This is a genomic window from Caulobacter sp., from assembly GCF_017744445.1.
In the GTDB taxonomy this organism is placed as follows: domain Bacteria; phylum Pseudomonadota; class Alphaproteobacteria; order Caulobacterales; family Caulobacteraceae; genus Caulobacter.
Genome location: NZ_JAGIBH010000002.1, coordinates 308,530 through 334,109, shown reverse-complemented (window position 1 = coordinate 334,109; position 25,580 = coordinate 308,530). Strand labels below are relative to the sequence as shown.

Annotated in this window: 18 protein-coding genes; 11 read left to right on the top strand and 7 right to left on the bottom strand. The window is 68.5% G+C overall.

Translation table 11 applies throughout. The annotated features are described in order from the left end of the window. On the bottom strand, window positions 1-1,284 hold the full coding sequence (locus J7528_RS04895; protein WP_291871816.1) for an MFS transporter: 1,284 nt from the start codon (window positions 1,282-1,284) through the stop codon (window positions 1-3). A 2-nt stretch (window positions 1,285-1,286) separates the two neighbouring features. Beyond that, complete coding sequence (locus J7528_RS04890; protein ID WP_291871815.1) at window positions 1,287-3,935, bottom strand: TonB-dependent receptor; 2,649 nt, start codon at window positions 3,933-3,935, stop codon at window positions 1,287-1,289. A 225-nt stretch (window positions 3,936-4,160) separates the two neighbouring features. On the opposite strand from J7528_RS04890, the gene J7528_RS04885 reads away from it, so the two are divergent. From J7528_RS04885 to J7528_RS04850, 8 genes are all read left to right on the top strand, one after another. Next, window positions 4,161-5,273 carry an AraC family transcriptional regulator gene (locus J7528_RS04885; RefSeq protein WP_291871814.1) on the top strand — a complete coding sequence of 371 codons (1,113 nt, stop codon included), beginning with the start codon at window positions 4,161-4,163 and terminating at the stop codon, window positions 5,271-5,273. 165 nt (window positions 5,274-5,438) lie between these two features. Further along, window positions 5,439-7,463, top strand: a complete 2,025-nt coding sequence (locus J7528_RS04880) for an acetoacetate--CoA ligase (RefSeq protein WP_291871813.1) — start codon at window positions 5,439-5,441, stop codon at window positions 7,461-7,463. After that, window positions 7,460-8,317, top strand: a complete 858-nt coding sequence (locus tag J7528_RS04875) for a 3-hydroxyacyl-CoA dehydrogenase family protein (RefSeq protein WP_291871812.1) — start codon at window positions 7,460-7,462, stop codon at window positions 8,315-8,317. Before J7528_RS04880 ends, J7528_RS04875 begins: the two co-directional genes overlap by 4 nt. Continuing rightward, a complete protein-coding gene (locus J7528_RS04870) occupies window positions 8,314-9,924 on the top strand; it encodes a M28 family peptidase (protein WP_291871811.1) in 1,611 nt (536 codons plus the stop codon). The genes J7528_RS04875 and J7528_RS04870 overlap by 4 nt, the downstream gene beginning before the upstream one ends. A 201-nt stretch (window positions 9,925-10,125) precedes the next feature. Next, a complete protein-coding gene (locus tag J7528_RS04865; protein ID WP_291871810.1) occupies window positions 10,126-12,372 on the top strand; it encodes a TonB-dependent receptor in 2,247 nt (748 codons plus the stop codon). A gap of 106 nt (window positions 12,373-12,478) precedes the next feature. After that, window positions 12,479-13,483: an alpha/beta hydrolase-fold protein gene (locus J7528_RS04860; RefSeq protein ID WP_291871809.1), complete on the top strand. Its 1,005-nt coding sequence runs from the start codon at window positions 12,479-12,481 to the stop codon at window positions 13,481-13,483. A 59-nt stretch (window positions 13,484-13,542) separates the two neighbouring features. After that, window positions 13,543-15,222 carry a tannase/feruloyl esterase family alpha/beta hydrolase gene (locus J7528_RS04855; RefSeq protein WP_291871808.1) on the top strand — a complete coding sequence of 560 codons (1,680 nt, stop codon included), beginning with the start codon at window positions 13,543-13,545 and terminating at the stop codon, window positions 15,220-15,222. Window positions 15,223-15,359: 137 nt separating this feature from the next. Then, the gene (locus tag J7528_RS04850; protein WP_291871807.1) at window positions 15,360-15,737 is read left to right on the top strand and encodes a hypothetical protein; all 378 of its coding nucleotides are present in this window, start codon (window positions 15,360-15,362) and stop codon (window positions 15,735-15,737) included. Between the two features lie 6 nt (window positions 15,738-15,743). Here the strand turns inward: J7528_RS04850 and J7528_RS04845 are convergent, their stop codons facing one another. Further along, window positions 15,744-17,708: a M10 family metallopeptidase gene (locus tag J7528_RS04845; protein WP_291871806.1), complete on the bottom strand. Its 1,965-nt coding sequence runs from the start codon at window positions 17,706-17,708 to the stop codon at window positions 15,744-15,746. A 305-nt stretch (window positions 17,709-18,013) separates the two neighbouring features. Between J7528_RS04845 and J7528_RS04840 the strand changes: the two genes are divergently transcribed. Continuing rightward, window positions 18,014-19,243, top strand: coding sequence for an OmpA family protein (locus J7528_RS04840; protein ID WP_291871805.1), 1,230 nt, complete (start codon window positions 18,014-18,016; stop codon window positions 19,241-19,243). Window positions 19,244-19,514: 271 nt separating this feature from the next. Here the strand turns inward: J7528_RS04840 and mnmD are convergent, their stop codons facing one another. The 3 genes from mnmD to motA form a co-directional block, all read right to left on the bottom strand. Further along, window positions 19,515-21,245: a tRNA (5-methylaminomethyl-2-thiouridine)(34)-methyltransferase MnmD gene (gene mnmD / locus J7528_RS04835; protein ID WP_291871804.1), complete on the bottom strand. Its 1,731-nt coding sequence runs from the start codon at window positions 21,243-21,245 to the stop codon at window positions 19,515-19,517. Window positions 21,246-21,429: 184 nt separating this feature from the next. Continuing rightward, window positions 21,430-21,759 carry a hypothetical protein gene (locus J7528_RS04830; RefSeq protein ID WP_291871803.1) on the bottom strand — a complete coding sequence of 110 codons (330 nt, stop codon included), beginning with the start codon at window positions 21,757-21,759 and terminating at the stop codon, window positions 21,430-21,432. 97 nt (window positions 21,760-21,856) lie between these two features. Continuing rightward, on the bottom strand, window positions 21,857-22,723 hold the full coding sequence (motA, locus tag J7528_RS04825; protein ID WP_291871802.1) for a flagellar motor stator protein MotA: 867 nt from the start codon (window positions 22,721-22,723) through the stop codon (window positions 21,857-21,859). A 136-nt stretch (window positions 22,724-22,859) separates the two neighbouring features. Between motA and J7528_RS04820 the strand changes: the two genes are divergently transcribed. Then, a complete protein-coding gene (locus J7528_RS04820) occupies window positions 22,860-24,176 on the top strand; it encodes an MFS transporter (RefSeq protein ID WP_291871801.1) in 1,317 nt (438 codons plus the stop codon). A gap of 187 nt (window positions 24,177-24,363) precedes the next feature. On the opposite strand, the gene J7528_RS04815 is transcribed toward J7528_RS04820, so the two are convergent. After that, entirely contained in the window at window positions 24,364-25,008 is a 645-nt protein-coding gene (locus tag J7528_RS04815; RefSeq protein ID WP_291871800.1) for a helix-turn-helix domain-containing protein, read from the bottom strand. Between the two features lie 157 nt (window positions 25,009-25,165). On the opposite strand from J7528_RS04815, the gene J7528_RS04810 reads away from it, so the two are divergent. Then, window positions 25,166-25,501, top strand: coding sequence for a nucleoside transporter (locus tag J7528_RS04810; RefSeq protein WP_291871799.1), 336 nt, complete (start codon window positions 25,166-25,168; stop codon window positions 25,499-25,501). The last annotated feature ends 79 nt before the right edge of the window (window positions 25,502-25,580 follow it).

Sequence of the window (25,580 nt, the reverse complement as noted above, 5' to 3'; positions counted from 1 at the left end):
CTAGTGTCCTTCGTAGGCGCGCTCGCGGCGGCGGATCAGGCGGGCGAGGAGCAGGAACAGCGCCGCGCCGATCAGGTACATGGGCGCGAGCGCGAAATAGGCCGCCTGCAGGGCGTGGGGGCCGTAGGTGGGGCGGAAGTGGTCGCTGGCCATGCCGACATAGGTCGGGCCCAGGCCCAGGCCGATCAGGTTCATCACCAGCAGCAGCAGCGCGCCGGAGATGACGCGTCTTTCGGGCGGCGCTTCGCCCTGCACGAAGGTGACGGTCGCCGACAGGAAGAACGAGTTCAGGAACATCGGGACCAGCAGGAACAGCAGGGACAGCTGCCAGGTCGGCGCCCAGGCGAAGCCCAGGAAGAAGGGCAGGGCGAGCACGAGCGAGACGGCGGGAACCGTCGCGTAGGCGGCTTTGCCGCGCGCCGCGAACCGGTCGACGATCCGGCCCGAGGCGTAGATGCCCGCGCTCATGCCGATCCCGACCACCAGGGCGTACCAGATCGCGACGTCGGCCAGCTGCATGCCCTTCTCGCGCATCAGGAACAGGGTCGCGAAGTTCAGCAGGCCGTAGGTGATGAAGTTGCCCGCGCCGCTGGCCAGCGACGCCACGGTCATCAGCGGATCGCCGAAGAACTGCGCGATCGTGGCGAACAGGCCAAGACGCGGCGCGGCCGAGGCGGTCGCGGCGTCCATCTGACCGCGCTTGGGCTCGCGGACGATCAGGATCACGGCCACGGCGGTGACAACCCCGACCGCGCCGATGACGTAGAAGGGGATGCGCCAGCTGAACGCGGACGCCAGCGCCGCGCCGAAGGCCACGCCCAGCGCCGAGCCGAGCGGCGGGCCCAGGTTGAAGATGGCCATGGCCGTCGTGCGCCGCTCGCGCGGGAAGGTGTCGGAGATGATGGCGTAGGACGGCGGCACGCCTCCGGCCTCGCCGACGCCGACCATCATGCGCGCCACGACCAGCTGGCCATAGCTTCCGACCATGCCGCAGGCCGCCGTCGCCGCGCTCCAGACCGCGCAGGCCAGCGCGAGAACCCGGACCCGGCTGGTGCGATCGGCCAGCCAGCCGATGGGAATGGCGATGAAGCAGTAGAACAGCGCGAAGTAGAAGCCGGTGAGCATGCCCAGCTGGCCGTCGGTGATCTTCAGGCCGTCCTGGATGGGCTTGGCCAGGATCGAGACCAGCTGGCGGTCGAGGAAGTTGAGCACATAGACGAAGCACAGCATCGCCAGCGTGATCCGCGCGCCCGGGCTGGTCGGGGGCCTGGAAGGCGTGGCCATGGTCAGAAGCTCTTGCGCACGTTCAGCGCTACGTAGCGGCCGATCGGGTTGTAGGCGCCGCCGATGCCATCGGTCGCCGGGAAGAAGGGCGGCTTCTGGTCGAACAGGTCGTTCACTTGCAGACCCACGTCCGTCCCCTTGGCGAAGCCGGTGTCGGGCAGCTTCATCGAGAGGCGCAGATCGACGGTCTTGTAGCTCTTGGCGCTATAGCTGGCCGTGCCGGTGGGCGTGGCGTACTGGCTCGTCACGCCGTCGCGGTAGTTGACGAACGCCACGGCGTTGAAGCGCCCCGCCTGGGCCCCGAGCGTGCCGCGCAAGGTCGCCTTGGGCACGCCCAGCTTGAGGCTGTCGGAGACCGGCGCGGTCGGCGACAGCTGGGTCTCGAACTTGAAGATGTAGTTGCCGGCGAGGCCCGCATAGACCGCGCCGAAGCCGGTCGGCTGGCGATAGCCGATGTCGAAATCCAGGCCGTTGGTCTTGCGCACGCCGAAATTGCCCTGCCGGAAGTCGAGCAGGTTGCCGATTGCCGGAAGGGCGCCGGGCACGAAGTTGACCGGCACCGCGATGCCCAGCAGGCCGCTGAGCTGCGTGGCGGTGGGATTGCGATAGACCACCGAGGCGAAGGTCGGATCGGTGAAGGCGATGGCGCCGCCGGGAGTGCCGATCACGTTCGTGTACCGGATGTCGTAGACCGTGACGCTGGCGCGGAAGTTGGGCAGGGCCGTCGGGCGCAGGTCGGCGCCAAACGAGTAGGTCCTGGCCCTTTCCGGCTGAAGGCCGCGATTGCCGCCCAGCAGGAATACGGTGTCGACCTGGGCCGAGCCGCGCGTCGGGTCGCGGTAGGTGCTGCCGGCGATGGCGGCGGCGTTGAAGTAGTAGGCGCCGACCGTGGCCCCGACATCGCGCAGGCCCGGAGCCCGGAACGAGCGGCCGTAGGTGCTGCGCAGCGTAAGCCCGCTGACAGGCTCCCAGTTGATCCCGATCTTGGGGTTCTTGGTCGAGCCGAAGTCGCTGTAGTGGTCGTAGCGACCCGACAGCGACAGCGCGAGGCTGCGCATCAGGGGCGCCGGGTTGCCGGCCCCGAAGATCGGCACGTACAGCTCGCCATAGACCGATCCGATGTTGCGGGTCAGGTTTTCGGGCACCTGGGAGCCGCCATAGATCCCGCGCTGCTGGAAGGTCTCGTGCCGATACTCGGCGCCGACGGCGATCTTCAGTTGGCCGCCGGGCAGCTCGGCCAGGGGGCCATCGATCTTGGCCGCGCCCAGATAGGTGCGCTGGTCGATGGCCAGATCGCCGGCGTAGTCGGTGATCTTGGCGGCCACGGCGGGCGCGGTGCCGTTGCCGAACGGGTCTAGCGCGGTGGCGGCCGTCGTGCCCGCCGCCGCGGCGTCGAGCGCGGCCGGGCTGATCGCCGGCAGATACGAGTCGTTCTTGGCCCAGTCATAGGTGCCATAGACGCTGAGCTTCAGGTCGCTGGTGAGCTTGGCGTCGACGCCGGCCGACGAGTTGCCGGCCCGGACGCGGAAGCGATTGTCGATGTGATCGGCGCCATAGAGATTGTCGGTGCGGAACTGGATGAATTCCGTGGTCGCGCCCGTGCCGGGCGGGGCCTTGAAGAAGGGGTTCGCAAAGCCCGGGATGTTGTTGAGGATCACACCGCCCGACGCGCCGGCCGCGGCCGGCGGCGGAGCCCGGACGGTGTCCTTGCGATCCGAATACAGCAGTTCGCCCCACAGCGTGACGCTGTCGCTAAGCTCCTGATGCGCCGTGACATAGGCGCTGTGCAGCCGCGACTTGGGGACCAGGTCGGCCACCGCGCCGTTGTCGCAGTAGTTCGTCGTGCCCGCCGCCAGGCCCGGCGCGGCATAGTTGACGGCATAGGCGGTGGTGTTGACCTTCACGTTCGGCGACGGGCAGACGGTCGAGCGAGCATCGACGCCGCCATACGGCCGGAAGTCGACGATGCGATAGTCGCGGTCGCCCCCGACGATGTTGCCGTTCTCCGAGTACTGGTAGGCGGCGACGATCGAGCCGTTCTTCCAGTCATGGCCGACCAGGCCGCTCGCGCTGAACGTATGGTAGTCGTCGGCCGCGCCGTAACGAACCGAGGCGTCGACGCCCGAATAGTGCTGGCGGGTGATGAAGTTGACGACGCCGGCGACGGCGTCCGAGCCATAGATCGCCGAGGCGCCGTCGGCGACGATCTCGACGCGTTCGATGGCCAGGTCGGGCAGGAACGGAAAGTCGGGGTTGGTCTGGTTGGTGCCGCCGGCCACCAGGCGATGGCCGTTCATCAGCGGCAGGGTCGCGCTGGCCGGCAGGCTGCGCAGGCCCGGCGCGAAGGCGCCCACGCCGCCGTTGGCGGCCCGGGGGGCGGTGTTGAAGCTGTTCAGTTGCGGCACGCTGGCCAGCAGATCCGGCGTCGTGTTCGCGCCGACGGTGCGGATGTCCTCGCGCGAAACGGCGATCAGATTCGAGCCCGTCGGCGGCACGCCGCGGATGCTCGAACCGGTCACGACGATCTCGGAGACCTGATCCGACGCGTCCGACGCCTGGGCCCAGGCCGTCGCCGGCGCGGTCAGTGCGATCGCCAGCCAGGACGCGCTCGATAGCGCCAGGCGCAGCTTGCCGTTGGAAGACTTTTCCACGGGTATCCCTCCCTTTGTTCTTACGCCGTCTTGCCCGCGTTTTGGGGCAAGGCCGGGGGCTCCCTTGTTCGCGGGAGCGTGATTTGGCTCATCGATGTCGGACGGTGAGGGGCTTGGCCATGGCGCGGGTGACGCGGGGATTTAACACAAGTGACCAGCGTGTCGGGCCCTGGCGTTGGGCGCCTTGACGGTGCGGCAAGCCGTGTCATGAAGCGCTGAGCGCGCTTGGAAGAACGCGACCGGCACGACGGGAAGGACAGCACACTGGAACACGGCCTGGACGGCAGAGCGGTGGCCGCCTTGTTGAGCGGGGCCGTGCTCAAGGGGAAGGACCCGGACGCCATTCTGCGCCAGGCCCTGATCGATCCGCGCGTCTATGAAAATCCCGACGCGGCCATCGACGGACCCGCGCTGGTGAGGCTGGTCCGGCAGATCCAGTTCTCGCTCGACGACGTCTATCTCGGCTTCCTGGCGCAGGGCTGCCGGATGGCGCTGGAAACCGAGCGGCTGCTGTCGTTCCTGAGCTGCGCCACCTTCGGGGAGGCCCTGCGCGTCAGCATCCGGTTCACGGATGCGATGTCGACGGACGTGGGGCCGGGGATCACCGAGGAGCACGGCTCGGGCCTGCAGCACATCTGCAAGTACCACACCGTGCCGGGCGTCGACCGCGACATCCTGGTCTGGATCCGCTTCGTGTGGATCTACCACTTCTTCAGCTGGCTGATCGGCCGCCCGCTAGCGCTGCGCGAGGTGTCGGTGAGAGGGCCGCGCCCCGTGCAGTCCAACGGCTTTGATCGGTTCGCGCTGTTCGGTTGTCCTGTGAATTACGAGGCTCCGGTCGATGCGCTCAGCTACGACTTCAGCGATCTGACGGTCCGGTTGGTGCACGGCTCCATCAAGGAATACGACGACTATTACGGCAGCGAGCCGGACTGGTTCGCCACCCCGGGCGGTGAGCCCAGCTGGCGCGAGCGGACCCAGCAGGTGCTGGTCGACCTGCAGAAGGCCGGCCTGTGGTCGGCGCCGATCGAGGTCGTGGCCGCGCGCCTGAGAACCCGCCCTCGGCGCCTGCGTCACGACCTGGCGCTGGAAGGCGAGAGCTTCCAGGACATCAGGACCCGCCTGCGCGGAGAGCTGGCCAGCGCCTACCTCCTGGCCAGCGACACGCCCGTCACGGCCATCGGGTTCGCCTTGGGCTTCAGCGAGCCGGGCAGCTTCTCGCGGCACTTCTTCGCCTGGGCGGGCATGGCGCCGTCGGCCTATCGCGCCGCCCATTCAGGCGATGCGGCGATGATCGCCGCCGCCACCGCCTTGCTCAAGGAACGGCGGATTTCGTAAGGCCGGCGGCCTCCGTCACTTCCGGCAAATCCTTTTGTCACTCCCGCCATGTCCTTCCGGTGGGCGGCTGTCACTTTCCCCGCACCCGAGCGTGATCAATCCGCCGGAGTGATAAGAGGGAAGGGATGAACCAGGATTTCGGCGTCGCCAGAGCGGCCGCGCGCCATGCACGCTAACGTCAGTGATGCTGTCCCCGGCGAGCCCGTTTCGCAGCTTCGGCTCTATCGCGAATGGCTGGAGCGCGAGCGCGGTCTTCGGTTCGACGACTATGCCGCGATGCAGCGCTGGTCGACGCAAGACCTGTCGGCGTTCTGGCGCAGCATCTGGGATTACTACGGCATAAGGTCGGACACGCCGTTCACGTCGGTCGTGCAGGGCGACGCCATGCCGGGCGTCGCCTGGTTCGAAGGCGCGCGGGTGAACTACGTCCACGAGGTCTTTCGCCATCTAGAGGCGGCCACGGCGGCCGGCCAGCCGGCGATCGTCGCCGACAACGAGCAGGGCCAGAGCATCGAGCTCGACTGGCGGACCCTGCGCCAGCGCAGCGCCTCCCTGGCCCTGGAGCTTCGCCGTCAAGGCGTGGGTCCGGGCGACCGGATCGCGGCCTATCTGCCCAACATTCCCGAGGCGGTGACGGCCTTCCTGGCCTGCGCCAGCCTGGGCGCGATCTGGACGCTGTGTTCGCCCGACATGGGCGCGCCGGCCGTGCTGGACCGTCTGAGGCAGGCGTCGCCCAAGGTGCTGATCGTCGTCGACGGGGTCTTCTACGGCGGCAAGGCCATGGATCGCGTCGACACCGTCCTAGGCATCCGCGACGCTCTGCCCAGCGTGACGGCGCTGTTCGTGCTCGAGACCGGATATGGCCAGTCGCGCATCGACGGCGCCTTGGATCTCGCCGAGGCCATGGCGCGGTGGGACGACGAGGTCGAGGCCTTCGAGCCCGAATGGGTGCCCTTCGATCACCCGCTCTGGATCCTCTATTCCAGCGGGACGACGGGCCTGCCCAAGGCCATCGTGCATGGGCATGGCGGCGTGATCGTCACCGCCTATGCCGGCAACATGCACCTGGACCTGGGCGCGAGCTACGCCGTCAACACGTTCGGCGAGCGTTTCCACTGGTACAGCGCGACCGGCTGGGTGATGTGGAACCAGCAGGTTGGCGGGTTGCTGTCAGGGACCACGATCTGCCTGTTCGACGGCTCGCCCAGCGGGTCCAAGGCGCGGCCCGGCTGGGTCGCGCTGTGGGACTTCGCCGAGCGCCACAGGGTGACTTGGTTCGGCGCCGGCGCGGCCTTCTACAGCAGCTGCCAGAAGGCGGGCGTCGCGCTGGGTGAGCGCGCGGGCCTTCGCGCCATCCGCGCCCTGGGCACGACCGGTTCGCCCTTGCCCGCCGATGTGCAGGCGTGGGGATCCGACCAGTTCGCGCGACTGGGGCGTCCAGATATCTGGTGGTGCAATATCAGCGGCGGGACCGACATCGCCGCGGCGTTCATGACCGGCAATCGCGAGCTGCCGGCGACGCCCGGCCGGCTGCAATGCCGCCATCTGGGCGCCGCCGTCGAGGCCTGGAATGAGGACGGCCAGCCGGTGATCGACGAGGTTGGCGAGCTGGTCTGCACGCGACCGTTCCCCAGCATGCCGCTGTACTTCTGGGGCGACGCGGACGGGAGCCAGTACCGATCGTCCTACTTCGGCGTCTGGCCCGGCGTCTGGCGTCACGGCGACTGGCTGCGCATCGAGGCGGACGGCAGCTGTTCGATCAGCGGCCGCAGCGACGCGACGATCAATCGCCACGGCCTGCGCATGGGGACGGCCGAGCTCTACGCGGCGGTCGAGCGGCTGCCAGACGTGGCCGACACCCTGGCCGTCGACATCGAGTACGGCCAGGGGGGCAGCCGGCTCCTGATGTTCGTCACGCCCGCGGACGGACGCCGCCTGGACGCCGACATGGAGTCCAGCTTGGCCGAGGCCATCCGGGCCAGCCTGTCGCCGCGCTTCATCCCCGACCAGTTCATCGAAGCGCCAGGGGTCTTGCGGACGCTCTCGGGCAAGAAGCTGGAGCTGCCGGTCAAGCGCCTGTTCCAGGGCTGGCCGGTCGCCAAGGTGATCAATCGTGACACCATCGCCAATCCCGATCTCGTGCCTTGGTACGCGGCTCAGGCGGCGCGGGCGAAGGAGGAATGGCTATGAAGATCGGCGTGGTTGGGGCGGGCCTCATGGGCGGCGAAATCGCGCTGGTCTTCGCGTTGGGCGGGTTCGAGGTCCTGCTCAACGATCGGGACGACGCCGCGCTGCAACGTGGCATCGTCCGCCTGACCGCATTGCTCGACAAGGGCGTCGCGCGGGGGATCTACACGGCCGAGGCCAAGGACCAGGCGCTCGCGCGGATCACCACCGTCGCCGACATCGGCCGACTTTCCGAATGCGACCTGGTCAGCGAGGCCGTGTTCGAGGCGCTCGACGTCAAGCAGACGGTTCTCAAGACGCTGGATGAGGTCTGCAAACCGCGGTGCCTGCTGACGTCGAACACCTCGACCCTGCCGATCTCGACCCTGAGCGCGGCGCTCGCGCCGGCGCGTCGTTCAAGGTTTGTCGGGGCCCACTTCTTCTCGCCGGTCTCGCGCATGGCGCTGGTGGAGGTCATTCCGAGCTTCGATACGGCGGCGGAGACGCAGGACCAGGTCGTCGACGTTCTTCAGCGGATCGGCAAGACGCCCATCGTCGTCAAGGATGTGGCCGGCTTCGCGGTCAATCGGCTGCTGCACGCCATGTTGATCGAGGCGATCAAGCTGGTGGAGGAGGGGGTGGCCACGCCCGAGGATCTGGACACGGCTTGCCGGCTGGGCCTGGGCCATCCGATCGGCCCGTTCGCCCTGATGGACGCGGTGTCGTCGGGCCTGTGCCTGCAGGTCCAGCAGATCCTGCAGGACGCCTACGGAGAACGTTTCCGCCCGCCGGCCTTGCTCAAGCAGCGGGTCGCGGCGGGCCTCGTCGGCGGCGCGGGCCAGCCGGGGTGGATCCCTAAGGCGGACACCGCGCGATGAGCTGGGCGGCGGTGTCGCTGGCGTTGCTGGCGGCGACCCAGCCCGTCGTCCGGCCTTTCATGCGCCCCGTTCCGCCCGCACGGTCCGAAACGCCGGCCTGGTTCAACCTGCGCCTCCCCGGTCCGGAAACGGATCCGGTCCAAGGGCCTCTGGAGAGCCCGGACACAAGACTGCCCGCGCGCCCCGCCCAGTTCGCGCCCGGACCCATGGATCCGGCCCTGCGCGGCGAGGCCATCCACCGGGACGTAGCGACGATCGTCGGCTTCTCGCACGAGAGCCGGGCGGCCGGGGACTATCTCTGGGGGCGTGTCACCGGTCGGCCGGCCTATGACGAGACGGTCGCCTGGGCCTCTGAGGCGCTGCGGCGCGCGGGCCTGGCGGACGCCCGTCTGGAGCCCTTCCGCGCCGCCGGCGTCAATCTGCCCGTCTCGGGAGAGATCCGCCTGGTCGGAACCGAGGCGATGGGGGCCGGGAGCCAGGATATCGTCCTGAAGTCCGCGATGGTCGGTGGTGACGGGCCAGTCGACGGTGTGGTCACCGCGCCGCTCGTCTATGTCGGCCAAGGGCTGGACGCCGACCTGGCTGGACGCGACCTCAAGGGAAAGATCGCCGTCGTGGTCGCGACGCCCGATCCCAGCCTCTACGCCGCCGTGCCCTCGAACCGCCTGGCCGCCGTCATGGCCGCCGGCGCGGTCGGCGCGATCGAGATCCTGGCGCAGCCGGGCAATCTCAAGAGCTTCGATCGGGACCGGCACGGCTGCGGTCGGGATCTGTGCTTCACCGTGGGCGGCGAGGATGGCTTCTTCCTGCAGACCGTCCTGGGAGAGGCCGCCAAGGCCGGCAAGGCCATTACCGCGACCCTCTCGGCGACCTCGGAGACGCTGGATCGCGACGTCTCGAACGCCGTGGCGACGCTTCCGGGCAAGACGGACCGGACGGTGATTGTGGTGGCCCACGCCGACGGATGGTTCGGCGGCGCCGACGACAACGCCTCGGGCCTGGCGGTCATGGTCGCCTTGGCCCGGCATTTCGCGGCCGGACCCAGGCTCGACCGCACGCTGGTGTTCGTGGCCAGCGCCGGGCATCACAGCGCGGGCGCCAACGGCGTGCGGGCGTTCCGGGCGCATCACGACGGCGACTATGTCGCCAAGGCCGACCTGATCGTGAACATCGAGCATCCGGCGCAGAGCGCCATGATGCGGACCTATGTCGAGCGCCAGGACGACAACTTCGGCTCCGCGATGACCCTCGCGTCCGGCGACCTGCCCAAGCAGATCGCGGTCAATAACCGCGCCCCGTTCCTGATCGACCTGTGGCGGCAAGGGATCGCGTGTTTTGGCCTGGAGGGGCAGAGGATCGTCGACCAGGCCTTGCCCGGCGACCTCAACGGGTTCTCGGATCTGAAGAGCACGCCGCAGACCCAAATGATCGCATCAGGCGGCGTCTATCATACCACCGGCGATGACCTCTATTCGACGCCGCCCGAGGCGCTGGAGCGGGCGGCGCGCTTCCACGCGTACCTGATCGCGGCGGCCGCGAATGCCGATGGCGCGCTGCTACGCGGCGCGGACGTCCCGGCGCGTAACTCCTGTCCTCCAACACCCTGACGAGGATCTGTTGGCGCGTGCAACCATCGCGCTTCAATGAACGTGCGATGTCTTCTGGCCTGGGGCGTGGAGCATGTCAGTTGAGCCAAGTTCCCGCGTCATCCCTGTCATTGTGTTTCATTCCATCGCGCCAAGAATTCCCGTCGACCGAAGGCCTGAGATCTTCGGCGAAGCCAGCCACAGAGGTTGGAAGGGGAAGAAATGAAACGCCAGGAATTGATCCATCGCGCCAGTACCCTGTCCATGGTCGCCAGCGCCGCGCTAGGGGGATGGCTGCTATCGACCCCGGCTTGGGGGCAAGCGCAGAGCGCCACGACCCTTGAAGAGGTCGTCGTCACCGCTGAAAAGCGCGCCGAAGGGCTGCAGAACATCCCGATCGCCATCACGGCGGTGTCCGGCGAGACCCTGCAGAAGGCCGGCGTGCGGGAGGTGGGCGACCTCGTCCAGCTGACACCCAGCCTGCAGTTCGGCACCCGGTCGACCAACGTCTTCATCGCCCTTCGCGGCATCGGCCAGGCGGGGCAGGACATCGGCAGCCAGTCCGGCGTCACCGTCTCGCTGGACGGCGTGCCGCTGCTCAACCACTTCATGATGAACCCCGCCTTCTTCGACGTTGAACGTGTCGAGGTGCTGCGCGGGCCGCAGGGCACCATCGCGGGGCGCAACGCCACGGGCGGCGCCATCAACATCTACAGCAAGACCCCGACCGACCAGCCCTCGGGCGAGGCGTCGGTGACCGTCGCCAACTACGACCGGGTCAGCGTCAGGGGCTTCGTCAACGGACCGCTCTCGGACAACCTCTCGGGACGACTGGCCTTCCAGACCGACCGCGCCGACGGCTGGCTCAAGAACGCCTATCTGGGCCGCCGCAACGACGACACCGACATGACCCAGCTGCGCGGGACGCTGCTGTACAAGCCGTCCGACGCCTTCAGCGTTCGGGCTCTGGCCGAATATACGCGCGATCGCGGCGATCCGTCGTTCGCGCTGTTGCTCGGGCGGGCCGTGCCGAACATCCCGACGCCGGATGAGCTGCCGGGCTACGCCTATCCCCGCAACGACATCAACAACCTGACCGCCTACTACAACGAGCCCAACCGCCGGGACGTGGAAGACCTTCGCACCAGCCTCCTGGCGACCTGGGTGCTGGGACCGAACCTGACCATCACGTCGACGACCGGCTTCATCAAGCACGACATCGACCTGCAGGACATCGACAACGACGGGACGCCGGCCCCGACCTCGCGGTTCGACCTGATCGGGCTTTATGCCAAGCAGTTCACGCAGGAGTTCACCGCCACCGCCACCTTGAGCGATCGCGCCGACTTTGTGGGCGGCCTGTTCTACATGCACGGCGACTCCAGCGAGCCGCTGTATCTCAGCACGGCCACGGTCAAGAACGCGCTGGTCCTGCTGCCGTCGGAGGAGCTCAACTCCTACGCCGCCTATGCCCAGGTTCGCTACCGGCTGACCGACAGCCTGCGCGCGACGATCGGCGGGCGCTACACGTCCGACCGGAAGAACTACGACCTGAACGCGGTCAGCTCGAACATCGTCAAGGCGGCGAGCGACAAGTGGAACGCCTTCACGCCGCGCTTCGTGCTGGACTATGCGCCCAGCGAGAAGGCCCTGGTCTATGCCAGCGTCTCGCGCGGCTTCAAATCGGGCGGCTTCAACACGCTGGGCGACGTGAACCAGCCGGTGAACTTCTTCGATCCGGAATATGTCTGGAACTACGAGGTCGGCACGAAGGCGACGCTGTTCGACAAGCGGCTGCGGTTCGGGCTCACGGCCTTCTACGCCGACTACACCAACCTGCAGGCCAGCATCTTCCGCGTAAACGAGGCCACCGGGGTGCGCTTCCCCAAGGTCGAGAACTCGCCCAAGGCCAAGATCAAGGGCGTCGAGTTCGAGTTCGAGGCCGCGCCGGTGAGGGGCCTGCGCTTCACCGGCTCGGCCACGCGACTGGACGCGACCTACGGCCAGTTCTGCAACAACGATCCTCTGTACGCGACCGCGACCACCGATCCCGGATGCGTTGGGGCGACGCTGAGCGATGGCAAGCCGCTGCCGCCGGGGGCGAAGGATCTCTCCGGCAATCGGCTGACCCAGGCGCCGAAATGGCAGGCCAGCCTGTCGGGCGAGTATTCCTTCCCGATCTCGGACGGCCTGCAGATCACGACCCGCGCCGACTACAAGTGGCAGAGCAAGGTCTATTTCGACTTCTACAACAACCCGCTGAACGCCGAGCGATCGTACGGCCTGCTGAACGCCTCGGTCGCGGTGGCGACCCTGGAGCGAGACTGGTCGTTGTCGGGCTGGGTCCGCAACGCGACCGACAAGCGGTACGTGACCCAGTCGAACACCCGCGTGGCGGCGAACCCGTCTCGCATCGGTTCGATCGGCGCGCCGCGAATGTACGGCGTCACGCTCAGCCATCAGTTCTGATCGAACCCGCAACGGCCAGCGGAGCCGATCGGAACGACGCGGACCCGGGCGCTCCCCCGCCCGGGTCCGGATGGCTGGACAGGTTTGAAGTCTCGGAGGGCGTGCAATGATCAGCCGCAGGCGCTTCGCCGCGATCACGGCCTTGGCGGCGAGCGCGATGTCGTCCGCTGCCAGCGCGGCGGAAAGGGCAGGGGGAGAGCTCAGGACCGATCGCCTGCAGTCCGCTCACGTGCCCGGCGAGGTCGCGGTCGGCGTCTATCTCCCGCCAGGCTATGGGGCGACGCCGGACAAGCGGTATCCGCTCCTGTTGCTGCTGCACGGCGGCGATGGCAGCGAGCGGGACCTGGCGCGTTTCGCGCCCGTGATCGACCGGGCCGTCCGGGATGGGCGGATACCGCCGCTGGTCGTGGCCACGCCCAGCGCGAGACGGTCGCTCTATATGGACTATCGGGATGGTTCGGAACGGTGGGAGACCTTCGTGGTCTCGGAGCTGCTGGCGCATCTGCGCGCCGCGTTCGCGGTTTCGCTGGAGCGCAAGCACACCTTTGTCGGTGGCTGGTCGATGGGCGGGCTGGGCAGCCTGCGACTGGCGTTCAAGCACCCGGATCTCTTCGCGGCGGTCGCGGCGCTGGAGCCAGCGGTCGAGCCGGTGCTGAGCTGGCAAGCGATCGGTCCGCGGGTCAAGTTCTGGCGCTCGGACGAGATCTACCAACATATCTTCGGCGCGCCGGTCGATACGGCCTTCTGGGCCGCGAACAATCCCGCGACGATCGCTCAGCGCGATCCCCGGCGGCTGATCGACCTGGGTGTCTATCTGGACGTCGGCGACCAGGACCTGCTGTACCTGAACCATGGTGTCGAGTTCTTGCACCGGGTGCTTTTCGACGCCGGCGTCGCCCACGAGTACAGGCTGGTGCAGGGCGGCGAGCACGTGGGGCCATCCCTGTCCCCACGCCTCTACGACGCCCTCGGGTTCATCGGGCGGCGGATCGACCCGCCCGCCTGGATCGACGGCACGGTCCTGGCTGCTCGCAGGGTCATGGACGAGAAGAAGCGAGCTGCCGGCCTGCCCGTGGAGGTCGTGGACCCTCGAAGGATCCGGGGTTCATGATCGGTGGGCCTTCCCCACGGCTTTCGCGTACGTTTCCAACACTTCGACAGGAGCATGTGATGTTCAATCGGCGAACGCCCGACCGGCGCGAGGGCGTCACGGCGATCCTGCGTCGTGGCCTGGGCCTGGCGGCGGGCATGCTGGCCTTGGGCTTCGCGTCACACAGTTGGGCGGGGTCCTGCGAGGGGCTCGCCGACCTGAAGCTGCCCGATACGGTGATCAAGAGCGCCGTGACGGTTCCGGCGGGAGGGGCGCCCGGCCTCAAGCTCCTGCCCGATACGCCGGCCTTTTGCCGTGTGGTGGCCTCGGTCAGAGCCGCGCCCGACTCCGATGTCGGGGTGGAAGTGTGGCTGCCGCTGACGGGGTGGAAGGGTGTCTTCCACGGCAATGGCAATGGCGGCTTCGGCGGTGTGCTCACCGCGGGCTACGGCCCTATGCAGGCGGGGCTGCGCCGTGGCTACGCCTCCGCCGTCCAGGACGCTGGAACCGCGCCGGCGACGCCGCTGGCGGGTGACGCCCTGATCGGTCATCCCCGCAAGTGGCGCGATTGGGGGCGTCTCTCCGCGCACGCCATGACGGTGACCGGCAAGGCGATCGCCCAAGCCTATTATGGCGCCAAGCCGGAGCGATCCTACTACACCGGTTGCTCCACAGGCGGGCAGCAGGGCCTGATCGAGGCGCTGTACTACCCGGAAGACTACGACGGCATCCTGGTCGGGGCGCCGGTGATCAATCGCACTTGGGGCCACGCGGCGGTGCTGTGGAATGACCTGGCGGCCAATCTGCGGCCGGGGGGACATCTGTCGGACGCCAAGCTGCGCACCCTCAACGCCGCGGTCCTGGCGCAATGCGGCGGTCTAGGCAGCGGCGTCGCCGGCGATCCGTTCCTGGGAGATCCGGCCGCCTGCCGGTTCGATCCCGCCGCATTGCTTTGCAAAGCCGCCGAGGGGCCCAGCTGCCTGACCCAGGCGGAGGTCGCGACGGTTCGCGCCTTCTACTCCGGCCCCGCCGATCGCACGGGGCGAGCCCGTTTCTTCGGCTGGCCGAGGGGAAGCGAAGCGCCCGGGCACTTCGGCTGGGACTTCCTGCAGTCGCGCCCCGGCGGCCAGCCGCCGTTCGTCAGCCTGTTCAAGTGGGTGTACGGCGCCGACTGGAACTGGTCGGATTTCCAGGTCGATCGCGACATGCCCAAGGTGGACGCCGCCCTCGGCGCCTCGGTGAACGACGCCACGCGCGGCGACCTGCGCGCCTTCCAGGCCCGGGGCGGCAAGCTGATCATCTATCACGGCTGGGCTGACAGCCTCGTCCCTCCGGAACAGTCGATCGCCTTCTACGACCGGGTCGCCAAGGATGCGGGCGGTGTCCGGCAGGCGCAGAGCTTCGCGCGACTGTTCATGGCGCCGGGCATGGCCCATTGCGGGGGCGGGACGGGACCGGACGCTTTCAATTCCGCCGGCGTGGCCAAGCCGCCGCCGTCGTTGGACGCGCGATATGACCTCTTCACCGCGTTGACCGCGTGGGTCGAGAAGGGCAGTGCGCCATCGCAGGTTATCGCGACACGCTATACCGACGCCTCGCCGACGGCAGGCGTCTCGATGCAGCGGCCATTATGTCCCTACCCCGCCAGGGCCTGGCGTCGAGGCGAAGGCGACACCAGTGAGGCGCGAAACTTCGTGTGCTCAAGGTTCAAGCCGCAGCTGACGCAGCGAGGCGGGGCGTCGGCGGATCTTACGCAGTAAGGGGCGGCGCTTCAGGCCAGTTGCACGCCGACCGGCCCAAGACCGCCACCGTCAACAACCTGCCGTTCTAGGGGGCGCCGGAACCGAACGGCCCTCCGTCGCCTTCGTCTTCCAGAGTGGGCGCTGGAGGACAGGCAATGCTGGACGACTTCATCGATGACCTGATTTCGCGGCTGATGACGGGCGCGGGATTGATCATGGCGGCGGCGATCGCGGCGGTGACCGGGGCCATGGCGGTGTTCGCGTTCCTGGTCCCGCATCTGGGGCGGGCCTGGGCCTATGTGGCGGTCACGGCCCTGGCGGGCGTGACGGTCGCCGTGTGGGCTCTGGCGCACAAGCAGCACCGGGCGCGGCATCGCCGGCCCTCGGTCGAGCAGCGGATCGTCGACCTGATCCAGGCCCACCCCAGCGGCGCCTTTGTCGCGGGCCTGGCGGCCGGCGTGGCGGTCAAGGGCAAGCCGTGGGAGGCCCTGGCGATCCTCAAGGCCAAGCCGGGCAAGGCTCCCAAGGCCTAGCAGCCCTCAGACCAGATTGTATTCCGCCTTGGCGTAGGTCCCGATCAGGTCGACGCCGTAGACATTGTGGCTGAGCTGGTCGGCGAACAGGGCGTCGGCGGACTTGGCGTAGACGCCGATGTCGGCCTTGGCGGCCTCGGCCATCAGCCAGCCGACCATGGCCGCCTTGGTCCCCTGGCCGCCGACGCCGTCCTGGCCGTAATAGGCGAAGTACTGGGCGCGGGTGATGGTCTGGCCGCCGAAGCTGAAGGTCGCGTCCAGCAACTCGTGCACCTTGGCGGCGGTGGGCGCCGCGCCGAAGATCTTGGCGTAGGCGCTGCTGGTGGCGTCCTCCAGCGTCAGGGCGCCGTAGGTCTGGGCGAAGCTGGCCGCGCCCTCGCCGACCTTGCCCAGATTGACCGCGAAGTTGATGTAGCGGTTCTCGATGTTGAACGACTGGTAGTAGGCGCTGTTGAGGTTATTGACGTTCGCGCCGTCGGGATTGACTAGGAAGTCCATGCCCGCGGCGGTCGGCGTCTTGCCGGTGAAGAACTGGTACGACAGGACCGCCACCTCGCTGGTGGCGATGGCCGTCTTGGTCACCTGGGCGATGGCGTCCGTATAGCTGGTCCCGCCGGCCATGGCCGCGGCGAAGGTCTTGATGGTGGCGTCGCCATTGACCGAGAAGGCCGCCACACGCAGCACGTTGGTGATCGCCGTGGCCACGCGGCTGTCGACGATCGAGACCGTGCGGTCCGAGAACGCCAGGCTCTCGATATTGACGAGGCTGTCGGTCCCTTCGCCCGCGCCGCCATTGTCCTTGATCTGCCAGCCGCCGTCGGCCTTGGCGCTGATGGCGTAGCCGCCGAACCTGCCGGCATAGACGGCGGTGTCGACGCCCAGGCCGCCGTCGATGACGTCGTTGCCCGCGCCGCCGACGATGCGGTTGGCGACGGCGTTGCCGTTGATGGTGTCGGCCGCCGAGCCGCCGATGGCGTTCTCGATCGTCGCGCCCATGGCGATGGTGACGTTGCCGGTCAGCCCGCCGACGCTGGAGAAGTAGCCCGAGCGCAGGTCGATGGTCTGGGCCACCTTGTAGCCGGAGAAGTCGAAGGTGTCGGTCCCGCCGGCGTCCCAGGCGGCGAAGATCAGCTTGGGCGTGGCCATGGCGCTGAACCAGTCGCGGCCGGCGGTCGAGTTGAAGCCGTAGACCGTGTCGCCCGTGCGGGTGGTCATGTTGGCGCCATAGGCCAGCTGGGCGGCGGCGATGTCGTCCAGCAGCGGCGAGGAGGCGTAGGTCCCCGAGAACGCGCCGCCCGTGTTGCTCTCGCTGAAATAGGACATCACCGTGTACTGGCGGCTGTCCTCATAGTACCCGGCGTCGGCCGCGTAGGTCAGGGGCGCGCTGCCGTCGGCGTCGTAGTCGGCGGGGTGGGCCAGGCCGATGGCGTGGCCGATCTCATGCACCAGCACCATGCCGCCATAGTTCGTGCTGGTCGGGATGGAGTTGTAGCTCAGGCTGGAATTGATCCAGACGTCGCCCGAGATGCTGCCGGGGGCGGTGTTGCCGGGATAGTAGGCGAAGGCCGCCGCGCCGGACTGGCCGCTGTTGTAGTTGCTGAACAGGATCGAGGCGTTGTTGCTGTAGGCCGCCTCGCCGCCGGTTCCCGAGCCCACGCGGGTGAACACGACATTGGCGACGTCCGACCAGGCGGTCAGGGCCTTCTCGGCCTGGATGATCTGGGCGGAGGAGAACTGCGAGAAGGTCGCGGTGTCGCTGGGCATGGTGGTCGGCGCCGTGGCGCGGAAGGCGTAGCTGACCGTCGCGGCCTTCTGCAGGGCGGGGCCCCAGCCGGGCTCGCCGCGGATCAGCTGCGAGGCGGCCTGGTCGACCGTCAGGCTGGTCTTGCCGGCCACCACGCCGGCGCGGGAGTCGGCGTTGACGAAGGCGTTCGGCTGCTCACCACCGGTGATCGCGCTGCCGGTTTCCAAAAATTCGTCCGTCGCCAAAGGGAAGGGTTCAAGGCTCACGACCGTACTCCACACGCCACTTGAGACGAGTATGGTGAATGCTGAATTCCTCTGCAATCTCGGCTATTTGCGACAAACGCGCACAGCTTGTGGCCAAGCTTTTCGCCAAGCTAAGCGCTGCCGGACCATGGCGCCGCCGGCCACAATTTTCACATTCGAGGCAGATGTGTGGCCCATTCGACACACCCATTTTCGGACATGACGCGTTTGTCGTCTCGAGCGCCGGGCAAGTCGGGCCCGCGACATTCGTAGAAGAGGGTATTTCAATGAAAATGCGGTTGCTGGTCGGCGTCGCGGCGGTTGCGCTGGGCGCCGCCTCGGGCGCCCTGGCCCAGAGCGCCACGAGCGGTTTCTACATCGCTGGCGATGCCGGCTATCACGAGCCGGACTCGGTCAAGGCGCGTTCCACGGGCAATTATCAGTGGGACTTCTCGGCCGATAAGGATTGGGCCGCGTTCGGCCGCTTCGGCTACAAGTTCACCCCGAACTTCCGCGTCGAGGCCGAGTACGGCTATCGTCCGGGCGACATGCAGAGCGTCCGCGGCGCTGGCGCCATCGGCGTCGGCGGCACGGGCGCGGGCCAGCCGTTCGGTCTGTGCACCGCCGGCGTCGGCCGCACCGCCGCCGCCCCGACCTGCGGCGAACCCAAGGGCAGCCTGAAGGCCACGACCCTGATGGCCAACGCCATCTTCGACGTCGCCCCGAACTCGAGCATCAACCCGTTCATCGGCGCCGGCGTCGGTACGGCCTGGGTGCACAACAAGGTCTATGGCCAGCTGTCGGGCGTTCCGGCCGGCGCCGCCATCTACCAGAACACCAGCTTCGACGACGTCGACCAGGCGTTCGCCATGCAGGGCATCCTGGGCGTGGCCTGGAACTTCGCCGACAACTGGTCGCTGGACCTGACCGGCCGCTACCTGCGCACCAGCAAGCTGGACTGGGGTTCGGTGACGCAGAACGCCGGCCCGGCCGGTGGTTCGATCACGGATGTCGGCACGTTCTCGGGCCGCTACAAGGACACCTCGGTGACCCTGGGTCTGCGCTATACCTTCGGGTCGGCGCCGCCTCCGCCGCCCCCGCCGCCTCCGCCTCCGCCGCCGCCTCCCCCGCCGCCTCCGCCGCCTCCGCCCCCGCCGCCGCCCCCGGCCGCTCCGGCGTATGAAGCGCGCGAGTTCGTGGTCTACTTCCCGTTCGATCAGTACGTGCTGACGACGGAAGCCCAGGCGGTGGTCCAGCAGGCCGCCGAATACGCCAAGGGCGGCGGCGCTTCGAAGATCGTGGTGACGGGTCACACCGACACCTCGGGCTCGGACAAGTACAACGCCAAGCTCTCGGAACGCCGCGCCAAGGCCGTCGCCGATGGCCTGGTTAGCATGGGCGTCAACGCCACGGCCCTGTCGGTCGACTGGAAGGGCGAAAGCGCTCCGGCCGTCGCCACGGGTGACGGCGTGAAGGAACCGCTGAACCGCCGCTCGACGGTGTCGATCACGTTCTAAGACTAAAAAAGACTATTGGTGGGGTGACAGGGGGTCGGCCTTCGGGCCGGCCCCCTAGCCTTGTCTGGATAGATCCTCCCCCGCATCGCGGGGGAGCATCAACGAAAAGACGCTCCCGATGGGGCGTCGGGAGCGTCCGATCCGGCGGACCAAGAGGGCGGAGGGCCGCCGTCGCACGAACCGACCTGAAGGGGCAGTCGGCTTCGTCATGGCAATAAGAGTGGGACGCGGGAAAAGGGGACCGCTTCCGCGCTCCGATAACCGCGTTCGATTATACGCCGCTGCTCGTGTCAGGCGAGTCGAAACGCCGGGATTCAACCGGGTGCGACAAAACGTCCGGGAGAGGCGAGGGCAGGTCCAGCATCCGGGCGACCAGATGCTCGGCCATCAGGGGCGCCAGGCAAAAGCCGCGCGAGCCCAATCCGGTCAGCACCAAGAGGCCGCCTTCGGTGATCCCGGCCAGCGGCATGCGGTCCGGCGTGGTAGCGCGGATCGCGGCGCGGCCTTCGAAGGTCTTGTCCGCCAGGGACGCGGCCAGCGCCGGCAGGCCCTTGGCCAGGGTGTCGAGGTTGCGCGCGTGGTCGCCTTCGCGGACGTCCGTCGCCGTCTCGCCGCGATCGTGGGTGGCGCCGAACAGCACGCCGTCGCGCGTGGGGACCGCATAGCCGCCAAACGCCGTCGGAGCCGAGGCGGGCGCGTCCGTCCAGCTGGCCTGGCCGCGCACGGGTTTAAGGGGCAGGGGCAGCAGGTCCGCCGTGGAGATCCCGCCGGCCAGGGCCACGCGGTCGGCGCGCACGATCAGGTCGCCGGCCTCGTCAAGCAACCGCCAGCCATCGTTGCCGCGCTCCAGCTTGGCGACGTGGCGATGCGCCACCTCGCCGGACCAGGCGGTGGTGATGACCGAGGGCTGGATGACCAGGCTGCTGGCCATCGTGAGGCCTGTCTCGGTCGCTTGCATCGCGCCGGGCTCGAATAGGTCCTGCTGGGCCACCTTGGCGAAGCGGACGGGATCGCGCTCGCTGGCGGCCAGCTGGGTCACGCCGCGCGCGATCACCGCGCCGGGCTCGGCTTCGTAGAGCGCCGCCGCGCGGGCCAGGGCCTGGGCGTAGAGCGCCGCGCGCGGGCCGCCACCGGCGTCCAGGGCGGGGGTGACCAGCGCGGCGGGATTGCCCGAGGCGGCGACGCCCTCCGGGTCGTCGACGACGGTGACCGAGAGGCCTTCCGCGCGCGCCGCGCGGGCCAGGGACGCGCCGGCGATGCCGCCGCCGATGATCGCCAGGGTCTCGGGAGGCGGGGCGATCGCGCGCTCACCCGGCAGCCAGGCCTCCAGCCGCTCGCGCTTGCGGCCAAAGCCCGGACGCTTGGCGATCTCGAAGCCGGCCGCCTGCAGGGCGCGCCGCACGGCCCCGGCCACGGTGAAGGTCGCCGCGCGGGCCCCGGGGGCCGAGCGCCTGGCGACGGCGGCCAGCACCTCCTCGCGCCACATGGCCGGATTTAGCGCCGGGGAGAAGCCGTCCAGGAACCAGGCGTCGGCCGCGCCGTCCCAGGCCTCCAGCGCCTCGATCACATCCATGACGGCCAGGTCCAGGACCGCATCGAAGCCGGGCAGGTCGACGCGGTGGAAGCCCCGCGCCCGGCCGGGCCAGTGGTCCAGCAGCACCTGGGCGGCCTCGCCCAGCTCGGGCCAATGGGCCAGGATCCGGGCGGCTTCGTCGCGCTCCAGCGGATGGGCCTCGATCGAGAAGATGCGCAGCTTGGCGCCGGCGGGCTTCTCGCGCCGCCACAGGTCCAGCAGGGCGGCGATGTTCAGGCCCGAGCCGAAGCCCAGCTCGCCGACGACGAAGGTCTTCGCGAACCTTTCGGGCAATCCGCAGCCGGTCAGGAACACCGCCCGCGTCTCGGCCAGGCCGTCGACGCTGGAGAAATAGACGTCGCCGTACAGGCTGGACTGTGGCAGGCCGTCCTCGCGCCAGACGAGGGGAGATGAGGCGGTGGGATCCATGCGGGTCTAGAGCGCCGGCGCGAGCCTACCGTCAACCCCACCCCGTTTCCCCGGCGAAAGCCGGGGCCCAGAGTCATCCTGAGCGTCAGATGTGAAAGCGCCCTCCGCCGAGGATCGACGAAGGGCGCTCTGGGTTCGATCTGGGTCCCGGCTTTCGCCGGGAAGATCGGCGTTCTTGTTGGCCTTAGTGCGCCGCCTTCTTCTCTTCCGCTGGCTTGGGAGCCTCAGCGGCCGGAGCCGAGGTCGCACCCGTGGCGGCCGCGTCAGCGGCGGTTTGCGCGGCGGTATCGGCCGGATCGGCGGGAGCCGCGGCCGCGTCGGCGGCGGCCTTGTTGGCGTCGGCGGCGGCCTGGTCCTGGGCCGAGGCGGCGTCGGTCACGGTCGAGGCGTCGGCGGCCGCGGCCTTGGCGGCGGCGTCTTCACCGCCGGCTTCTTCGTGCTTGCCGCCGCAGGCGGCCAGCGACAGGGCCGAGACGGCGATGCCGGCGATCAGCAGTTTGCGAATGGTGCTCATGAGGTGGTTTCCCCTGTCTGTCCGCCAACTGGCGTTCGTTGACGGCAAGGAATACCGGTTCGAAAGCGCGTGCAAGTTACGACGCGCTAACGTGCGCCTACTCGTTGGGGATCTGCGAGAGCGCCTCTTCCAGCTCGGCGAAGCTGGGCTGGGCGGGCGAGGGCACGTTGCCGCGGCCGATCTCGACCGAGATCTGGGCGGCGTTGCCGTGCAGGTGGGCGACCAGGACGGCCTGGATGATCTTGTAGAAGGCGCCGTCTTCGTTGACGACGGCCTGCAGGCGCGTGGCCATCGGGCCGACGATGCCATAGGCGATGAACACGCCCAGGAAGGTGCCGACCAGAGCGCCGCCGATCATGCCGCCCAGGACGGCCGGCGGTTCGGTGATCGAGCCCATGGTCTTGATGACGCCCAGCACGGCGGCGACGATGCCCAGCGCCGGAAGGGCGTCGGCCATGGCCTGCAGGGCGTGGGCGGGCTCCAGCGCCTCGTGGTGGTGCTTCTCGAGCTGCTTTTCCATCGCGTCCTCGACCTGGTGGGGATCCTCCAGGTTCATGGTCATCATCCGCAGGGTGTCGCAGATGAAGTCGACGGCGAAGTGGTCGTGAGTGACCTTGGGATAGCGCGCGAAGATCGTGCTCTCGTGCGGCTTTTCGATGTGGCTTTCCAGGGCGATGACGCCCTTGGACTTCATCGTCTTGGTCAGCAGGAACAGCAGGGACAAGAGGTCGCGATAGTCGGCCGGCTTCCACTTGGGGCCCTTGAAGATCTTGCCGAAGCCGCCGGCCGTGCCCTTGATCACGACCATCGAGTTCGAGATCAGGAACGCGGCCACGGCCGCGCCCAGGATGGCCATCAGTTCGTGAGGCGCCGCCTCGATGATGACGTCCAGCTTGCCGCCACCCATCAGGTAGCTGCCGAACACCATGCCGAAGAGCAGGACGATGCCGATGATCTGGAACATGGTGGTAGGCGGGCCCCGAGATTGACGGCGCATCATCCCGATTAATGATTAATCCAAGGTTCTCACGCGTTTGGCCAGCCGGTCTGTGACCTGCGACACATTGCGTGTGAAGCTTGTGGCCTCTAACGTTTGTTTGATGACGGGAGAGATAAAGCCAGCGTCGGACCACCGGCGCGCGTTCGCCATCCTCTTCGGCGTGTCGGTCGCGACCGCCCTGGGGAACACCGGCATGCTGTCGGTGCTGCCGGCGATCGGCCGCCAGATCGGCATTCCCGACGCCCTGGTGGCGGGCATCTTCTCGCTGTCGGCCGTGCTGTGGGCGGTGACCTCGCCGATCTGGGCGCGGCAGTCCGACATCCGAGGCCGCAAGCCGCTGATCCTGCTGGGCCTGGCGGGCTTTTCCATCTCGATGCTGATGTGCGCCCTGGTCGTTTCGGCCGGGCTGCATCACCTGGCCCCGCCGATGGTGATCTTCGTGCTCTTCTTGCTGTGCCGGGCGCTATTCGGCGGCTTCGGCTCGGCGGCCAATCCGGCGACCCAGGCCTATATGGCCGAGCGCACGACCCGCGAAGAGCGCACCCAGACCATGGCCACCCTGGCCGGGGCGTTCGGCCTGGGCACCGTGGTCGGACCGCTGCTGGCCCCGCTGTTCGTGCTGCCGGGTGTAGGTCTGGCCGGTCCGATGTTCGCCTTCGCCATCGTCGCCGCGGTGATGATGGCCGTCGTCCATCGCGGCCTGCCCGAGACCTTCAAGCCCGGACGCGGCGACAGCCCGCCCCGCCACCGGCGTTTCGGCCTGCCCTGGCGCGGCGAGGGCGCGGCGCTGTGGAAGGACCCGCGCCTGAAGCCCTTCCTGATCTTCGGCTTCCTGGTCGCCTCGTGCCAGACGGCCCAGACCCAGACCCTGGGCTTCCTGATCATCGACAAGCTGGGCTTGGAGCCGGTCAAGGCCCAGGGCTTCATCACCCTGGCCATGGCGGCGGGCGCGGTGGCGGGTTTGCTGGCCCAGTGGGGCCTGATCCGCATGTTCCAGATGGGCCCGCGCGAGCTGATGCGCTGGGGCGTCGGCTGCGCGGCCTTAGGGAATATCATCGTCGCCTTCGCGCCGGACTATGCCGCTGTCGCCATCGGCTACGCCATCGCCAGCCTGGGCTACGGCTTTGCCCGGCCGGGTTTCACGGCGGGGGCTTCGCTGTCGGTCGATGCCAAGGACCAGGCCGGCGCGGCCGGGGCCATCGCCGCCATCAACGGCCTGAACGTGGTGGTCGCCCCGCTATTTGTACTGCTCTACGAGAAGATCGGCTGGGGCCCGTTCGTGCTGAACGCGGTGATCCTGGCGGCGCTCTTGGGCTACGCCCTGCGCCAGGCCATGCTGCGCGCGGCGGGAGACCGCGATGCGCGAGAGGAGGCCACGATAGCGGGGCTGGAGCGGACGGATGAGGGGGGCGTTTGACCCCTCACGCTTCAAAAGCTCATGCCTTCCTAGGCCTTGTGCCTAGGACCCATCGTTCTGCCAGGTTCTGAAATTCTGGGAGCGTTCGGCGGTGTGGTCGCGCGCCCGGCGGCGCCAGTGCGAGCGTCGGCATGGGTCCTAGGCACAAGGCCTAGGAAGGCAGGATTTTGGATTGGGCAGGTGAACCCTAAGCCACCATCCGCTCCAGCGCCCGCCGATCCTTCAGCACCACGTGCCGCACCGTCGGCAGCGCGATCAGCCCCTCGTCCTGCAAGGCCGTCAGCGTCCGCGACACCGTCTCGATCGTCAGGCCCAGATAGTCGGCCATGTCCTGGCGGCCCATCGGCACGTCCAGCTCGGCGGTCGCATGGGTGCGTTCGGCGATGTCGAGCAGCAGGCCCACGACCCGCTCCTGGGCGGAGCGGCGGCCCAGCATCAGCACGTGGTCCTGGCAGCGCTGCAGGTTCTCGGCGGTCAGGCGGAAGAGGGCCCGGGCCGCGTCGCCGCGCCGGGCGGCCAGCTCGCTGAGCGCCCCGCGCCGGATCATGCGGATGCTGGCGTCGGTCATGGCCTCGGCCGTCACCCGGTGGGCCTCGCCCATCTCCAGGCCGAAATAGTCGCCGGCGAAGTGGAACTCGTCGATCTGCCGGCGGCCGTCGCGCAGGATGCGGTAGGTGCGCACCGCGCCCGACACCACCTGATAGACGTGCGAGGCCTCTTCGCCCTCGCCGAAGACCTCTTCGTCGCGGCGGAAAAGCGGGCAGGCGCCGGGGATGGCCAGGACCGGGTCCAGGGCGAGAGGCGCGGCGTCGATACGAAGCGGAGACAGCATGGAAAGACCCTTCTGTTATTAAGGTCTTTGCGCCTTTCCCTCGCGGCGGGCCATTCGGGAGCCGCGCCTAAGGAAACCCCCTTACGCGGGGATGCGGGGGCGCCCGCTTTTGAGGCGGATCAAGGCCGCGGCGCGGGCGCGCGCGCAAGATGGCAAGATGTCCAACCGCCCCCTGATCCTGCTGCTCGTCGACGACGAGCCCTTGCGCGAGGCCCTGCGGTTCTCGCTGGAGACGGAAGGCTACGCGGTGGCCACGCGTCCGGACGGGCGGCCGGTGGCGGCGGTGGTGGTCGACGAGGGCGACTGGCGCGGACCGGTCCAGGGCCTGCCGACCATCATGCTGACGGGCGACGCCGAGCGGCTCATGCGCCGGGGCGTCAGCGGGGTGGCGGTGGTGGAAAAGCCGCTGCTGGACGACGCGCTGGAGCGAAAGCTGTCGACTCTGCTGGGGAAAATACCGCCGGGAGAAACTTGCCCGGCCCGCGTCGGGTGACGCGAAAGGTGAAGTTTTTTACCTTACAAATCAACCGATTGAAGCTCGGTTGAGTTGGCGTGTTTTGTGCATGTTTTTC

Bases quoted from the DNA above. Each gene is read 5' to 3' on its own strand.
- J7528_RS04895 (WP_291871816.1), bottom strand. From the start codon at position 1,284: ATGGCCACGCCTTCCAGGCCCCCGACCAGCCCGGGCGCGCGGATCACG.
- J7528_RS04880 (WP_291871813.1), top strand. From the start codon at position 5,439: ATGCACGCTAACGTCAGTGATGCTGTCCCCGGCGAGCCCGTTTCGCAG.
- J7528_RS04875 (WP_291871812.1), top strand. From the start codon at position 7,460: ATGAAGATCGGCGTGGTTGGGGCGGGCCTCATGGGCGGCGAAATCGCG.
- J7528_RS04870 (WP_291871811.1), top strand. From the start codon at position 8,314: ATGAGCTGGGCGGCGGTGTCGCTGGCGTTGCTGGCGGCGACCCAGCCC.
- J7528_RS04865 (WP_291871810.1), top strand. From the start codon at position 10,126: ATGAAACGCCAGGAATTGATCCATCGCGCCAGTACCCTGTCCATGGTC.
- J7528_RS04860 (WP_291871809.1), top strand. From the start codon at position 12,479: ATGATCAGCCGCAGGCGCTTCGCCGCGATCACGGCCTTGGCGGCGAGC.
- J7528_RS04855 (WP_291871808.1), top strand. From the start codon at position 13,543: ATGTTCAATCGGCGAACGCCCGACCGGCGCGAGGGCGTCACGGCGATC.
- J7528_RS04850 (WP_291871807.1), top strand. From the start codon at position 15,360: ATGCTGGACGACTTCATCGATGACCTGATTTCGCGGCTGATGACGGGC.
- J7528_RS04840 (WP_291871805.1), top strand. From the start codon at position 18,014: ATGAAAATGCGGTTGCTGGTCGGCGTCGCGGCGGTTGCGCTGGGCGCC.
- mnmD (WP_291871804.1), bottom strand. From the start codon at position 21,245: ATGGATCCCACCGCCTCATCTCCCCTCGTCTGGCGCGAGGACGGCCTG.
- J7528_RS04830 (WP_291871803.1), bottom strand. From the start codon at position 21,759: ATGAGCACCATTCGCAAACTGCTGATCGCCGGCATCGCCGTCTCGGCC.
- motA (WP_291871802.1), bottom strand. From the start codon at position 22,723: ATGTTCCAGATCATCGGCATCGTCCTGCTCTTCGGCATGGTGTTCGGC.
- J7528_RS04820 (WP_291871801.1), top strand. From the start codon at position 22,860: ATGACGGGAGAGATAAAGCCAGCGTCGGACCACCGGCGCGCGTTCGCC.
- J7528_RS04815 (WP_291871800.1), bottom strand. From the start codon at position 25,008: ATGCTGTCTCCGCTTCGTATCGACGCCGCGCCTCTCGCCCTGGACCCG.
- J7528_RS04810 (WP_291871799.1), top strand. From the start codon at position 25,166: ATGTCCAACCGCCCCCTGATCCTGCTGCTCGTCGACGACGAGCCCTTG.